Annotated in this window: 15 protein-coding genes; 11 read left to right on the top strand and 4 right to left on the bottom strand. The window is 50.3% G+C overall.

What is annotated here, in order from left to right; all coding sequences use genetic code 11:
- The first annotated feature begins 64 nt into the window (after positions 1–64).
- The 3 genes from trpS to BLX24_RS08650 all read left to right on the top strand — a co-directional run bounded on the left by trpS (position 65) and on the right by BLX24_RS08650 (position 2,631).
- Positions 65–1,045, top strand: a complete 981-nt coding sequence (gene trpS, locus BLX24_RS08640) for a tryptophan--tRNA ligase (protein ID WP_071502698.1) — start codon at positions 65–67, stop codon at positions 1,043–1,045.
- 155 nt (positions 1,046–1,200) lie between these two features.
- The gene (locus tag BLX24_RS08645) at positions 1,201–2,019 is read left to right on the top strand and encodes an alpha/beta hydrolase (RefSeq protein ID WP_071502699.1); all 819 of its coding nucleotides are present in this window, start codon (positions 1,201–1,203) and stop codon (positions 2,017–2,019) included.
- Between the two features lie 39 nt (positions 2,020–2,058).
- On the top strand, positions 2,059–2,631 hold the full coding sequence (locus tag BLX24_RS08650) for a phosphatase PAP2 family protein (RefSeq protein WP_071502700.1): 573 nt from the start codon (positions 2,059–2,061) through the stop codon (positions 2,629–2,631).
- 100 nt (positions 2,632–2,731) lie between these two features.
- Here the strand turns inward: BLX24_RS08650 and radA are convergent, their stop codons facing one another.
- Positions 2,732–4,111 carry a DNA repair protein RadA gene (gene radA / locus BLX24_RS08655; protein WP_071502701.1) on the bottom strand — a complete coding sequence of 460 codons (1,380 nt, stop codon included), beginning with the start codon at positions 4,109–4,111 and terminating at the stop codon, positions 2,732–2,734.
- A gap of 229 nt (positions 4,112–4,340) precedes the next feature.
- Here radA and BLX24_RS08660 point away from each other — a divergent pair, with 229 nt between their 5' ends.
- The gene (locus BLX24_RS08660; RefSeq protein ID WP_071502702.1) at positions 4,341–5,027 is read left to right on the top strand and encodes a porin family protein; all 687 of its coding nucleotides are present in this window, start codon (positions 4,341–4,343) and stop codon (positions 5,025–5,027) included.
- Between the two features lie 337 nt (positions 5,028–5,364).
- On the opposite strand, the gene BLX24_RS08665 is transcribed toward BLX24_RS08660, so the two are convergent.
- On the bottom strand, positions 5,365–5,778 hold the full coding sequence (locus BLX24_RS08665; protein WP_071502703.1) for a LytR/AlgR family response regulator transcription factor: 414 nt from the start codon (positions 5,776–5,778) through the stop codon (positions 5,365–5,367).
- Between the two features lie 260 nt (positions 5,779–6,038).
- Positions 6,039–6,467, bottom strand: a complete 429-nt coding sequence (locus tag BLX24_RS08670) for a LytR/AlgR family response regulator transcription factor (protein ID WP_071502704.1) — start codon at positions 6,465–6,467, stop codon at positions 6,039–6,041.
- A gap of 356 nt (positions 6,468–6,823) precedes the next feature.
- On the opposite strand from BLX24_RS08670, the gene pheS reads away from it, so the two are divergent.
- From pheS to BLX24_RS08705, 7 genes are all read left to right on the top strand, one after another.
- Positions 6,824–7,861, top strand: a complete 1,038-nt coding sequence (pheS, locus tag BLX24_RS08675) for a phenylalanine--tRNA ligase subunit alpha (protein WP_071502705.1) — start codon at positions 6,824–6,826, stop codon at positions 7,859–7,861.
- Between the two features lie 86 nt (positions 7,862–7,947).
- Positions 7,948–9,165 carry an exodeoxyribonuclease VII large subunit gene (locus BLX24_RS08680; protein WP_071502706.1) on the top strand — a complete coding sequence of 406 codons (1,218 nt, stop codon included), beginning with the start codon at positions 7,948–7,950 and terminating at the stop codon, positions 9,163–9,165.
- Positions 9,166–9,210: 45 nt separating this feature from the next.
- Positions 9,211–9,399 carry an exodeoxyribonuclease VII small subunit gene (gene xseB / locus BLX24_RS08685; RefSeq protein WP_071502707.1) on the top strand — a complete coding sequence of 63 codons (189 nt, stop codon included), beginning with the start codon at positions 9,211–9,213 and terminating at the stop codon, positions 9,397–9,399.
- A 138-nt stretch (positions 9,400–9,537) separates the two neighbouring features.
- Positions 9,538–10,923 carry a DUF937 domain-containing protein gene (locus BLX24_RS08690; protein ID WP_071502708.1) on the top strand — a complete coding sequence of 462 codons (1,386 nt, stop codon included), beginning with the start codon at positions 9,538–9,540 and terminating at the stop codon, positions 10,921–10,923.
- 93 nt (positions 10,924–11,016) lie between these two features.
- Positions 11,017–11,916 (top strand): TspO-related membrane protein, encoded by a 900-nt coding sequence (locus tag BLX24_RS08695; protein WP_071502709.1) that lies wholly within the window; start codon positions 11,017–11,019, stop codon positions 11,914–11,916.
- Between the two features lie 214 nt (positions 11,917–12,130).
- The gene (locus tag BLX24_RS08700; protein ID WP_071502710.1) at positions 12,131–13,390 is read left to right on the top strand and encodes a DUF418 domain-containing protein; all 1,260 of its coding nucleotides are present in this window, start codon (positions 12,131–12,133) and stop codon (positions 13,388–13,390) included.
- 8 nt (positions 13,391–13,398) lie between these two features.
- The gene (locus BLX24_RS08705; protein WP_071502711.1) at positions 13,399–14,028 is read left to right on the top strand and encodes a class I SAM-dependent methyltransferase; all 630 of its coding nucleotides are present in this window, start codon (positions 13,399–13,401) and stop codon (positions 14,026–14,028) included.
- On the opposite strand, the gene BLX24_RS08710 is transcribed toward BLX24_RS08705, so the two are convergent.
- The gene (locus tag BLX24_RS08710; RefSeq protein WP_071502712.1) at positions 14,008–14,748 is read right to left on the bottom strand and encodes a hypothetical protein; all 741 of its coding nucleotides are present in this window, start codon (positions 14,746–14,748) and stop codon (positions 14,008–14,010) included. The two genes, BLX24_RS08705 and BLX24_RS08710, sit on opposite strands and share 21 nt — an antisense overlap.
- Between the last annotated feature and the right edge of the window lie 57 nt (positions 14,749–14,805).

Genomic DNA, 14,805 nt, shown 5'->3' on the forward strand with positions numbered 1-14,805 from the left:
TCTTTCTGTAGTCCTGCCTCATTATTCATTTTACATTATCCATTAATCATTTCATTTTCGTTACATGGCACGCATATTAACAGGTATTCAAAGTAGCGGTCGTCCCCATCTGGGTAATCTTCTGGGGGCCATTGTACCGGCAATTGAATTATCCCGTCAGGAAGGCAACGATTCGTTTCTGTTCATTGCCGATCTGCATTCTTTAACAACCCTCCGCGACGGCGAAACCCGCCGGGAGTTTACACGGGCCATTGCGGCTACCTGGCTGGCGTTTGGTCTCGATACCGTTCGTACTACCTTCTGGCGGCAATCGCGGGTACCGGAGCATACCGAGCTGGCCTGGTATCTCAACTGTTTTACGCCGATGCCGATGTTACAAAACGCGACATCGTTCAAGGATAAGGCCGAGCGTTCTACCTCCGCCGTGAACACCGGCCTGTTTACCTATCCGGTTCTGCAGGCGGCCGACATCCTGTTGTATAATGCCAATCTGGTGCCGGTCGGCAAAGACCAACGTCAGCACCTGGAAATTACCCGCGACATTGCCAGCGCCTTCAATAACCACTACAATCAGGAGGTTTTTGTGGTGCCTGAGGCCAGAATTGATGAGCGGATTATGACCATTCCCGGCATCGACGGCCAGAAAATGAGCAAGTCATACGGCAACTACATCGACATTTTCCAGCCGGCCAACGACCTGTACAAAGTCATCAAAAAGATTCTGTCGGATTCAACACCGCTGGAAGAGCCCAAAAACCCGGACACCGACATTACGTTTCAGCTATACGCCCTGATCGCCACGCCCGACCAAACCGAGGCCATGCGGCAGAAATACCTGGCCGGTGGCTACGGCTATGGCCATGCGAAAAAAGAACTGTATGAGCTGATCATTACCCGGTTTGCCACCGAGCGTGAGCAGTTTAACTACTACTACAACGAAAACCCGGACGCCCTCGAACACGAGCTACGGGCTGGTGAAGAAAAAGCCCGGGCCATCGCTGCTCACACCATCCAGCGCGTCCGGACCGTTCTGGGATACAACTAATTAAAGAGTGAAAGAAATAAAGAGTGAAAGAGCGAACGTTTTGCTGTAAAAAACAATCAATCAGGCTTTTTTTCCGGTATTCATGGTCATAGTGTTAAAAATTCGCTCTTTTGCCGCGTAAGCGGCCACTCTTTCACTCTTTCGCTCTTTAAAATATGTTTCTCCCTTTTCACCAGACTCATCTGTTTGCCCGGCACTGGCCAATTGATAATCCTAAGGCAGTTGTCGGTATTGTGCATGGATTCGGGGAGCACTCCGGACGGTATGCCCATATGGCCGCGTTCCTCAACCAGCATGGCTACGCCGTAACGGCTTACGACCTGCCCGGACATGGCCAGACGAAAGGCAAACGCGGCCATGTTGATCAGTATGAAACGTTGCTCGACAGCGTACAGGCCCTCCTTGATTTTACCCGGACCGAATACCCCGAACGGCCCGTTTTTTTGTTCGGGCATTCGATGGGCGGCAACATCCTGGCCAACTTTCTGATTCGTCGCCAGCCGGCTATCCAGGGCGCGATTGTACAGGGAGCGTGGCTGAACGTACCTTATGCCTTGCCGAAATTTGAGATCTGGCTGGCCAAAACAATGCGCAACATCCTGCCGTCTATCCAGGTTTCGTCGAAACTCGACGTGTCGGCTGTTTCGCGCGACCCGGCCGTAGTGGCCGCCTACAAAGCCGATCCCCTGAATCATAGCGTCATTACGCCCGGCTGGTTTTTCGGAGCCTACGAAGCGCAGCAATATGCCATCAGCCATGCCGCCGGTATACAGGTACCGACGCTGATCATGCACGGCACAGCCGACAAAATTGCCGGTGTAGCCGGCTCAAAAGCCCTTTATGAAAACGGGAATAAGGCATTACTGACGGTCAAAACCTGGGACGGGCTGTATCACGAAATTCATAATGAGCCGGAACAGCAAACGGTCTTCAACTACATGACCGGCTGGCTGGATAGCCGATTGGCCCGTTAAACCCGTCTTTTCACTTGCCTTGTTTACCTTTGCGCTACCATGATTGACGCGCTGCTCCGATTTGATACCGATCTTTTTCTGTTTTTAAACCGCCATTATGCCGGTTGGCTTGACCCTGTCATGGTCTGGTTTACCGAACGGAATACGTGGATACCGTTTTATCTGTTGCTGGCGGGCTGGCTTATCCGGCAATTCCGGACACAAGGGGGCTGGATGCTCCTGACCATTGCGGCCGCCGTGGCCCTTGGCGATCAGATTACGTCTTCCGTTTTAAAACCGCTCACACTCCGGCTTCGCCCCTGCCACGTCGAAGCCCTGCAACCACTCATTCATCCGGTCTTGCCTTGCGGCGGTCAGTATGGCTTTGCCTCGTCGCACGCGGCCAACACGTTTGCCATGGCAACGGTACTGACGCTCCTGCTGCGACATCGCTCTCCATGGGTGGCGTATTTATACGTCTGGGCAATACTGGTCTCCTATAGCCGCATTTATGTAGGGGCTCACTACCCGCTCGACGTACTGGCCGGAGCCGGTATCGGTACGCTGGCTGCTTTCGGGAGTGTGTGGGTGTATACCCGTTTTTATACTACCACAAAGGCTAAAAGTAACTAAGCAGCACAAAGAAACAGTTGCCACGAAGACGTAGAACACGAAGAAACGTAAAATCTTTCTTAGTGCTTCTTCACGTCATGGTGTCTTCGTGGCGAAAAAACTACATCAGCACCGCCTGAAACACTTCGTCCAGCCGCGTCACGGGCCGGACCGCAATTTTATAATTCTTCACGTCGATCCCCTTCAGGTTATATTTCGACACAAAAATCTGTTTGAAGCCCAGCTTTTCGGCTTCTGATATCCGCGACTCAATCCGGTTGACAGCCCTGATCTCACCACCCAGCCCAACTTCAGCCGCAAACGCAGCCGAAGCCGGAATGGCCACGTCTTCGTAGCTCGACACAATGGCCGCACAAACTGCCAGATCAATCGCCGGATCTTCGACCTTCAGCCCACCGGCTACGTTCAGAAACACGTCCTGCTGCCCAAGCCGGAACCCACCCCGCTTTTCCAGAACGGCCAGCAGCATCTGCAGCCGCTTATTGTCGAATCCCGTACTGCTCCGCTGTGGCGTCCCGTAGTTGGCAATACTGACCAGCGACTGAATCTCGATCATCAGTGGCCGGTTGCCTTCCATCATCGAGCCAATGGCAATACCGCTCAGGGCTTCCTCCCGCTGCGAAATCAGAATTTCGGACGGGTTAGTCACCTGGCGCAGCCCCGATCCCAGCATTTCGTAAATACCCAGTTCAGACGTACTGCCGAACCGGTTTTTGGTTGTTCGCAGGATACGGTAGGTCGTATGCCGGTCTCCTTCAAATGTCAGGACCGTATCTACCATGTGTTCCAGCACCTTAGGCCCTGCCAGAGACCCTTCTTTGGTAATATGCCCGATCATAAACACCGGCACCCCGCTGTCTTTAGCGTATTTCATAAACTCGGCCGTACACTCCCGCACCTGCGACACACTCCCTGCCCCCGACTCCACCAGCGACGAGTGCATGGTTTGAATCGAGTCGATAATCAGTACTTCCGGCTCAAAGTGCTCGATAACGCGGAATATATTCTGCGTCGACGTTTCGGTCATGATGTGGCAATCGCTGGCCGGAACGGATGGCAACCGCTCGGCACGCATTTTAATCTGCATCTCACTTTCCTCGCCCGACACATACAACACCCGCTGATCCTTCAGACTCAGGGCGATCTGTAGCAACAGTGTTGATTTACCGATTCCGGGCTCCCCGCCAATCAGCACCAGCGAGCCGGGAACAATGCCGCCGCCCAGTACCCGGTTCAGTTCACCGTCGGTGGTCAGGGTGCGGGGTTGTTCCTCATAGTTAATGGCATGAATGGCTTTGGGTTTAGCCGCCGTTTTGGTGATACCGGTCGATGCCCGCCAGTTGCCCTTTTCCGGCTCATCTTTCTGGACGAGTTCTTCGACAAATGTGTTCCATTCGCCACAGGACGGGCAGCGGCCAAGCCATTTGGGCGACTGATGCCCGCACTGCTGGCAGAAATACGTGGTTTTAATTTTAGCCATTATCAAGTGATTAGTTACCGGTAACGGGGTAAATACATTTTTTTCGTGACCTGTTAAACCTTATCCGGCAACCTGTATCCAACAGGCGCCTTTCGGGTTTTGCTGGCCACCTAACCCAAATCTACCGGTAATTGAAAAACACCGTTTACTCAAAATAAGTTGGTTTTGCAGACCAGAGAATGGGGGTAAACGTTAAGTCAACAGTCATAGACGAAACAACAGAAAAAACATGAAGAAGAGCCTTCTTTTGGTATTAATAGCGATTTTACCTGCCGTTTCCTTTGCACAGGGTGGCTTTCAGATTGGCATCAAAGGGGGTGTCAATTTATCGCAGCTTCGATTTGGTGAATTTGTTACAACCCGGCTAAATGCAAACGGGTCACCGGCAGTTAGTGTCAACGGACAGGTAATCAGGGACAACATCCGGCAGAGTCTGGACAGCCGTACGGGTACTTCGTTCGGGATTTATACCCGCTTCGGTAAAAACCTGTATATCCAGCCAGAATTGTTGTATTCGACAAAGTCAGGGCAGTTTGACATTGTGCGTCCGGAAGGTACGCAAACCATCAACGTAACCACAACCAGCTTTGACGTGCCGATCCTGTTAGGGCTTAAAGGTGGTCCGCTCCGTGTAGTAGCCGGTCCGGTTGTCTCCTTCAAAGTCGGCGACAACCAGAATCTGCGCGATGCCCTGAAACAATATACAGCCGGCAGTCTCAATGATGCCTGGGCAAAAGCGTACTACGGTTATCAGTTGGGTGTGGGCCTCGATCTGGGTCGTCTGGGTCTTGACGTGCGTCGCGAGGGCAGTATTTCCGACATTGCCGCTATCGACCTCGGGCCTACCGGCAGCTCAGCGCAGTTTTCGCAAAAGCTGAACTCATGGCAGATTACACTCGCATACCGGATTTTTTAAATTTAGTTACTGGATGGTCTGGATGTAGTGGCGGCACGACTTAAAGTCGTGCCGCCAGTTTTTGTATTAGATACTGGTTAGTTATACTCCGATTAACACCGCTTATTAGCACCGCAACATCCAGCGTCCTGAACCAGAAAACAATCAGCAACCACCAGCACTATAATCAACTCATCCAGAACCATCCAGTATCAAGCATCCAGCATCCAGCATCTAAAAAAATAAACCGTTGCCCGACATCCTGAACGGAAAGGGCAACGGTTATTTGTTTCTATATAATTAACCCACTAAATATTCGTTTTTGAGGGCTGTTCAGATTTCGAATACAGAAAAAAAATTAGTTATAAGCTTCTCGCTGATAAGCGCTTAAGCGTTGACTGATTTCTTTGATCCGGCGCCGCGAAACAGTGATATCGTGGCCATCAGTCAGTTGGATGGTCCGGTCCGTTGTAAAGCGTGTTTTTACAACATAAGCCAGATTGATCATAAATGATTTATGGACACGTAAAAACAGAGCACCATCCAGATTCCGCTCGAATTCTTTCAGCGTTTTAGAGATAAGATACCGTTTTTTATCCCGCGTAAATACAAACGTGTAGTTTCCTTCCCCTTGCAGGCAAGTAATGTCTTCAACCGCGATAGTAATCGTACGATTAAGATAAGGTAGAGCAATTCGCTGCATGCCACGCGGCGGTGTTGCAGGGAAATTCGGAATAAGTCCTGAGGGCTGGGGATTTGTCAGAGCGTCCATTACTGCTAGAGGTTTGCGTTTGTATTTGCGTTGAGATTATTGACATGACAAAGTTACCTTTTACAGGAGTGGCAAAAAAAAACGCCTGATTGTCGGGAGGCGCCTAAACAAAGGCAACCATCTAACAATCAGGCGATTAACAAAAAAAATATCTGTTATTTTCCCGTATATCTCCTCTTCGAACTGCGTAGAAATACGTAGTGAGGCATAAGCAACTTTACGCAGATCCCAAAAGCGGTTTTACGCAAAGTACAGGGTATTTAGCTAACGGCAACCGGTTGCTGACGCATCCGGTCAACGAATACCTGTGCGCGGCGACGTGAGATTTTCACCTGCTGACCATCCGTAAGCTCCAGCTCCCCTTCCTTTTTTACATAAAATTTGCGGACAAAATTCAGGTTTACGATACACGACTTATGTACCCGGACAAAAGCTTGCCCATCCAGCAATGTCTCATATTCTTTCAGCGTACGAGAAACAAGCATACGCGTACCGTCTTTCAAAAAGAAATTGGTATAGTTACCACAACCTTCCAGCCGAACTATTTCATCAACCGAAACAGTACGTTTGCGGTCATAGAACGGGATGAGTAATTTTTGTGTGCAGGAAGCATTTGTGTTTTTTTCCACACTTTTTGGAAATGGCATTGACACTGCATCCAGGAAAGATTCTGCTGTCATCGAGTTCATAGCGTTTTGAGATAGAATGGTTGAAAAGACAGTTTTCTAACTTCGAGAAAATTTAAAATGAACGTTGAGTAAGTTGCTGATATATCTCATTCGGCAACATTGATTTGTATTGTACAAAAAGCAATCCGTATACGCTTTTTCTGACAATTATTTCCATATCGTATATGGTATACGTTTAATTTCAGCGTGTTATGTTATTTTATTTGGCATTCATGCTTTTTTCCCTGCTTTTATGAGTGTGGCGTTATGTTGAGTAATTTCACCAATGTGTGTAATTTTCACCCCAATTCTCCCCAATATCCCATCCTCAGTAAAGTTTCCGTATCTTTGTGGCAACTATTGGCGATAAGACCGGTATGCTGGATAAGGTTAAAGAAATACATCAGGACATAGACCAGTTTGTGGTCAGTAATAAAGAGCAGCTGGAGCAGTTCCGGCTCAGATTCATTAGCCGGAAAGGCGTAGTAACCGAGCTTTTCGAAGGGCTGAAGACAGTCGCTCAGGAAGATCGGCGGGCTGTAGGCCAGGAGCTTAACGCATTAAAGAATAAGGCACAGGAACGATTCCAGGCATTTTCAGAAGCCCTTGAACACCAGGGCAATGATGCTCAGGGCCCTGCACAGGATCTGACGCTGCCGACATTCCCGAATCTGACGGGAACCCAGCACCCGCTTTCGCTGGTACGCCAGCGCATTATCCAGATCTTCGAACGCATTGGCTTCGATGTATCCGACGGACCGGAGATTGAATCAGACTGGTATAACTTCGGTGCCCTGAACTTCCCCGATAATCACCCTGCGCGCGATATGCAGGATACGTTTTTCATCGAAAAGAAAGGGGAAGGGTCGGATACCGACATGCTGTTGCGTACGCATACATCAAACGTACAGATCCGGCTGATGGAACATAAAAAGCCGCCTATCCGGTCGATTATGCCAGGCCGGGTATACCGGAATGAAACCATTTCGGCCCGTGCACACTGTATGTTTCACCAGGTAGAAGGCCTTTACATTGACCGTAATGTCGGGTTTAAGGACCTGAAAGACACGCTGTACCATTTTGCGAAGGAGATGTTCGGCAAAGACACGAAGGTACGTTACCGGCCATCGTTCTTCCCGTTTACGGAACCAAGCGCCGAAATTGATATTTCGTGCCAGATCTGTAAAGGGGTCGGCTGTAACATCTGTAAACATTCCGGCTGGGTTGAAATCGCCGGTTCCGGCATGGTTGATCCCCAGGTATTAGCCAATTGTGGTATTGATCCTGAGGAATATACAGGATTTGCCTTTGGTATGGGGATTGAACGGATCACCCAGCTCAAATATGTTGTCAACGATTTACGCCTCTACACCGAAAACGACGTCCGCTTCCTGCGGCAGTTCGAGGGACTTTAATAATTGTGAATGAGTGATTGAGCGATTGAGTGGCAGCAGGCTGTTTTTTCGCTCAATCACTCATTCACTAAATTACTCAATGCCTCATGTCTCCCATCCGGCTTTCCGATTTAGCGTTTACGATTGAAGCAGTGCTGGATGAGGCATTTACCGGACGAACCGTTTGGGTGATTGCCGAAACCAGTGACATTAAAAATTACCCCGACCGGCAGTACTGCTTCCTGACCCTGGTCGAACGGGATACGGGCGGCAAACGGGAAACCCTCGCCAGGCTCGACGCTACGATCTGGCGCCGCCAGTACCACCTGATCCGGGCGTTTGAACAGGCAACCGGCGTTGCTTTCGCCCGGAATATCCAGCTGCTCCTGCGCGTAGCTGTCAGTTATAACGCCGTTTACGGCCTGCGCCTTGATATTCAGCAGATTGATCATTCCTATACGCTGGGCAATCTTGAACGGGAACGGCAGGCGATTCTGGATGCGCTGGTAAAGGACCATCCGGAACTGGTATGGCAGCAGGATGGCCAGTATTTTACTGCCAACCAGGTCTTGCCGCAACCCACGGTCTGGCAACGCATTGCCCTTATTTCGGCACCAGGCTCAGACGGTCTCCGCGATTTCCGGCACGAGCTGGCCAACAATGCCTTTGGGTATCAGATTGAGGTGGATGAGTACCTGAGTCAGATTCAGGGGCAGGGCGCCGAAAAAGCCATTGCCGCCCAATTGGCCCGCATCCGCGAAAAAGCCGCTGATTACGACGCCGTTGTGATCGTTCGCGGTGGCGGTTCACAGCTTGACTTCGGCTCTTTCGACACCTACCTTATGGGCGAAACCGTTGCCGGTTTCCCGATTCCGGTCCTGGCAGGAATCGGCCATGAACGGAATATAAGCATTACCGACCTGCTGTGTCATGCAAGCGTTAAAACGCCCACCAAAGCGGCTGCCTTTCTGATTGAGCATAACCGGCAGTTTGAAGAAAAATGCCTGTATTTACGGGACCGCCTGATTAATGCCTCCCGACAGACCATGCAGTCGGCGTCAGACACGCTGAAAACAGACATTGACCGGCTCCGTTACGCGTTATTTGGCTTTATCAGAAACCGCCAAACGGAATTAACCGAAAAAACCGTCATTATCCGGCACCTTGATCCGGCAAACGTATTGAAACGGGGATATGCCCTGCTGATTAAAAACGGAAAAATCGTTACTAAAGCGGGACATCTGCATCCAAATGACACTATCCAGATCCGTCTGGCTGATGAAACAGTACAAGCCACGGTCCGGGAAAACCAGTTGATAAAATAGAAATTCAGTCGACTATTCCATCAAGCATATAAAACTCCAGCAGTGATGACTTATCAGGAAGCCTACAATCAGTTACAGGCAATTGTCGAAGAGGTTGAAACCGAAGCCGTTCCGCTCGACGAGCTACCGGACCGTATCCGGCTGGCTACAGACCTGATTGCTTTTTGTCAAAACCGCCTTCGTGCGGTAGAAGTTGAGTATCTTGATGCCTTAGAGCGAATTAGTAAACGATAAAGTTTTATTTTTGCGGTTAATTTAGTTGCAATAGGCCATAAAGTTTGGCTAATTTTAAACGGATTCGGGTTTTACGGGTTGTGAGCACCAGAAATTGTGGGATAAGACCTGAATCAACCAATCATTTGCTCGCTCTATATGGATTTTTTTGCCGTCATTAACGGAATATTTACAACCGATGCTACCAACAAGATAGCCTTGTACGTAGACGAACCTACTGAAAAAACGCAAAAGGCTATTCATGGGTTGGTTTACACGGTCTTCGGTGGCCTAATGAAACGTACTACATCAGAAATTGGTGTAAATCAACTATATAATTACCTACAGAAGCATAATCAAATCGGAAGCCTGTCTGACAACCTGGTCAGTACGCTAAAAGATCCGTCTCAGATTAATGCATTCATCCAGAACGGTAATGATGCGATCAGCCACTTGCTACCTGCTCTGAAAAGTTCAATTGCCAGTATGATTTCTTCATACGCCGGTATCCGGAATTCTTCAGCCATCTCCTTGCTTGGTATTACATCAACCATGGTGCTGGATGTATTGGGTAAGCAGGTTAAGGAACAGAAAATGGATGCCGACCGGCTGGCTGTCTTTCTGTTTGACCAGCGGGAAAATTTTGTACAGAAAACGCCGGAGATACTGCTGCCTCAGTTAATCGAAAAGCTTAGCATTCAGCAGATTGTGGCAGGGGTTGCCGCCCCGGCGAAACGAATTCAGGAAACACCGGCTCCTATTAAAGTGGCTCCGGCGCCAAATCCTATCTCCCAGGTTTTCGATAACGACCGTAGCGGGGATGGCAATGATAGTCCGGTTGGTAAGATCGCCGTCGGTGTCTTAATCGCCGCTCTTCTGGGCATTGGTGGTTATTTTGTTTATCAGAACTCGAAAAGTACGTCAACGGAAACAGAAGCATCACAGGTTGTTGACCCTACTGACTCGACCAGGGGCAGTACCAGCCCGACGGATACCGTAGCCCGCTCGCTGGATGTACCCGTGGATACATCCCAACGCATTACCCCGGCTACGGCAGCAACAACGGCGGTAGCCGGTAAAACAGCGACGCCAGCCCCCGCACCGGTCACACCCGCTGCGCCGGTAACAGGCGGCGGTACACTGTCTGCCCAGTTGAAAACCTATCTGAGTGACGCAACGGCGCCCAAAGGACGCTCATTCCCGCTGGCAGGCATCACGTTTCAGCCCGGCTCACTTTCACTGGCAACCGGATCTGAATCAACTATTAATGAACTGATTGCCATCATGAAAGCCTACCCTTCCGCCCAGATTCAGTTGCTGGGGTATGCCAATGATGCAAAAGGCGCATTGACCAACAAAAGCCTTTCGTTCCGCCGGGTTAATCAGATTAAACAGCAACTCATTATGGCAGGGATTGATTATGTCCGGATTGATGCTGTTGGCCGTGGTACCGGTGTTCCCCCGAGAAAGCCGGGCGATACAACGTCTGTCGCCAAACCGGGGATCAGCAAGCCTAAAATTGACCTCCGCGTCGTCATTAAGTAATAGTTCCGGAAGATTAGTTGCAGAAACAACTATCGTTTTTACCAGTTGCTTTAGTAAGCAAAACTAAATCAGCTCAACGAAACGACTAGTCTCATGCAACGAACATCCATCTGGCGGATAGCCACAGCCGCCTTTGTGCTGGGAAGTATCATCTATACCAGCCGCTCCGGGGCAAAAGCGGGGCAACGCAAAAAAGAACAAGCTAAATTTAACGATAATGTCCTGCCCGAGTACGAGGAAGTTTTTGAGAAAAACCTCCTCGTACCCGATGGCTGGGTATTTGGCGCAATCTGGCCGACTATTTATGCCGGCACAACGGCCTTAAGTGTCTATCAGGCGTTGCCGGAGCAACTTAACAATCCCCGTTTCAAGCGGTCGATGCCCTGGCTCCTCCTCAGCTACACCTGTAATACCTTGTTCGGACGCTTCTTCTCTGACCCGAAATCAGAAAGCATAGTAGCGTCTAACGTTATCACACAACTGAATTTACCGGCCGGACTTGCACTGCACAACAGTATGGAAATCGGCCGGACAGACGTAGAAGGCCCGGAAAAATACCTGCGGTGGCCAGTCAGTCTGTATGCGGGCTGGTTAACAGCTGCTACCGTTGCCGGTACGCCGAATATATTCCTTGAACTCGGCTGGTGGACACCAAACGAAGAACGCGACGTACCGATTGCAACCGGTATTCTGGCCGCAACCGGTGCCCTTGGCTATGCCGTTGCCCGTAAACTAAACGACCCGGTCTATATGATCCCGTTTGTGGCAGCATTTGCCGGTATCGCCACCCGCCAGCGCGACAAGCACGAATCCGTTGCATCTGTCGCGGCTACGTTGGCCTTAGTGTATACGGCTATTCTGGCCAAATGGCTGCCTAAAGGCCATTTTAAACCAGTCGGGCCTGCTGAACCAACGCCTTCGCAAGCCATTGTTCTGAACAGTACCCCATCCGAAGACGAAACCTTCCACGACGAACTGGTTGATGCTGCGTAGCGGTTCTATGATTAACCATGGAGCTTCACCGCATTTTCACAGAGCTACACAAAACCGATGAAGATTACCTTTGTGAAACGCTCTGCCTTCCTCCGTGTACTCCGTGGTTAATCATTTACCTTTTCCTAAAAAATCATAATTAAAACAACGAATTAGCGTAAATGCGCGAATTGTCTGCCATATTGCAAGTAACAACAACAATACATAATGATATATGGCAGAAACACTTACTTCCCCTTCCCCCGTTGGGAGTATTCCCTCGCTGAGCATCCCCAAAGTCCGTATTGAAACCGTTGATGCTCTCCGTGGTTTTGCGCTTTTCGGTATTCTTCTGGTACATGCGGCTGAATGGTTTTCGGCGGGGCCATTACCTTCTTTTGTTTTTCAGACGCACAGTCAGGGTATTGCCAACAATATTGTGCAGATGATTATCGGCATCTTTTTCAGCGGTAAATTCTATACATTTTTTTCCTTTCTGTTCGGGCTAAGCTTTGCCCTGATGCTGACGCGAAACGTCGGTTCCAGCCGTTCGTTTTACCTTCGCTTTGCCTGGCGGCTGGTGATTCTGGGTGTCATCGGTTTTTTACATCACCTGCAATGGCGGGGCGATATCCTGAGCATTTATGCCATGCTTGGTTTCTTTATGCTCCTGTTTAGCCAGGCGTCGCAAAAAGTGGTGTTGACTGTCGGTCTGCTGCTGGTGCTGAATACCCCGATCCGGCTCATGAACGTCTATGACTTTTTCCGGCCCCAACCGGCTCCGGCTAAAACAGCGCAAAAAGCGACAAACCAGCCAGACAATGAAGCCAACACGTTGTATAAAGAACTGACCGAAGGTAGTTATTGGGAGGTGATGCAGTCGAACTACCGGGGGTTTAAAACCAAAATGGAGTTCCAGTTCAGCAGCGGCCGTATTTACGTGACGCTCGGCTTTTTTCTGCTTGGCCTTTATGCCGGCCGCCGGCGTCTTTTTCAGCAATTGCCCGGCGAACTGCCTTATTTCCGGAAACTTACCAGACTGACCGGCTTCGGCGTGTCAGGGCTGACAGCGGTCGGCATTCTGCTGATGGTTCTCTTTGGATCAGTTCAGCAGCCGCCTAAATGGGCAGAGCTAACGTTCTGGTTTTTAATGGATACGCAAAGTGCAGCGCTGACCGTCTTTTACATTGCCGGATTGACCCTGGTCTTTCAGCGGGTCTGGTCGCAGCGTATGGTTACCATACTGGCTTCTGTGGGTAAAATGGCGCTGACGAGTTATATCCTGCAAACGGTATTCGGCACCCTGATTTTCATGGGGTACGGCCTTGGGCTGCTGGGTGAAATTGATGCCTGGCAGGCAGCATTACTGGCTTTCCCGATCTTTATCCTGCAAATTTTGTTTAGCCGCTGGTGGCTGTCCCGATTCCGCTACGGCCCGTTCGAATGGCTCTGGCGCTCGCTCACCTATGGGCACGCCCAACCCATGATCCGCTGATTTCCCGTATGACATTTGATCGAGTCGCGCCTGTATATGACCGGCTGGCAAGCCTTGTGTTTGGAAATACCCTCAGACAGGCACAGACCGCTTTATTGTATCAGCTTCCGGCCGATGCCTCCATCCTGCTTATAGGTGGAGGCACCGGCTGGCTGCTTGATGAACTCTTACGGAGCCATTCACCGCGCCGGGTGGTTTACCTGGAAGCATCGCGCAAGATGCTGGGCATCGCCCGCGACCGTGTCTGGCAACATCCGCTGGCCGGCAGGGTGTACTTTCAGCATGGGACAGAAGCGGACCTGGACATACACGAACGTTTCGATGTTATTCTGATCCCGTTTGTGGTAGACCTGTTCCCGACACCATTACTGAGGGATACTTTTTTACCCCGCATCTACCACGCCCTTGTCCCGCACGGCTTCTGCATCATCACCGACTTTACCCCTCCCACTACGTGGTGGCAACAAGGTTTAAGTACCACCATGTATGTGTTTTTCAAGATCATGGCCAACGTCAGACCGTGGAAACTGCCCGATTGGCCAAAACTGCTGAAACAGGATATGGGCTTTATCCTGCGCCGTGAAAAAACGTTCTGGAACCGCTTTATTGTCACTCACCTATACCAGCGCACTCAATAGCTTAATCAGTTCCGGAAAGGGGCGCAGCGAATACCACTCCTCTCCACCCAGATTCAGCCAGGCCCCATCCTGCCGGGGTTTCTGGTAAACGGCCTCGTCCGGATCAAACTCAACCGCATAAATTTCACTCATGAGACCTTGCAGCTCTGCCCACGACAGCGTATGGGTACGTGAACGCTTGTTTTGTACCGACTGTGCTTTCACGGTCCGTTCGGCAAACAGAGCCGTCAGCCGGAGTTCTGTTTCGCCTTCGCGCCGGCGGTCAATGAACGTAAGCTCAAACGGTAACTCTTTTTTGGCCGACTCATAGGTCGCCTGAATCAGCTCCTGGGCCAGATACTGCCAGTCGCCGACATTCTCCGGCATCCCTTTCTGCGTTTGGCCATCCGGCCGCTCAATGGTTATCTCCCAGAAATCGTCATCTTCATCCAGCACGTCTTCATCGAACGGAGCCAGTTTGGTTGCATCCACCAGGTCGGTAACAGCTTTCTGCCAGAGAAGCGGCAACCGCCCCGACCAGCTGAAATCATCATCGGGCGAAAAGCCTTCAGCAATCAGCTCATCTTCGTCAATATCTTCACGGTCAGGATAGGTAATAGCAAAATCGACCTGCAGAAAATCCTTGAACGCGGGACGGGCGGTTAGGGTATAAAAATTGGCATAGGGCGCGGGCAGCGATCTTGCCGTCTGGAATCTGATTTGTATGTTTTTGAAAGGCATGCCTGTTCCGATAATCTATTTTCCGGGTGCCAAATTACTGTTTATCTACGTGCGATG

The organism is Arsenicibacter rosenii, assembly GCF_001870735.1.
GTDB lineage: Bacteria > Bacteroidota > Bacteroidia > Cytophagales > Spirosomataceae > Arsenicibacter > Arsenicibacter rosenii.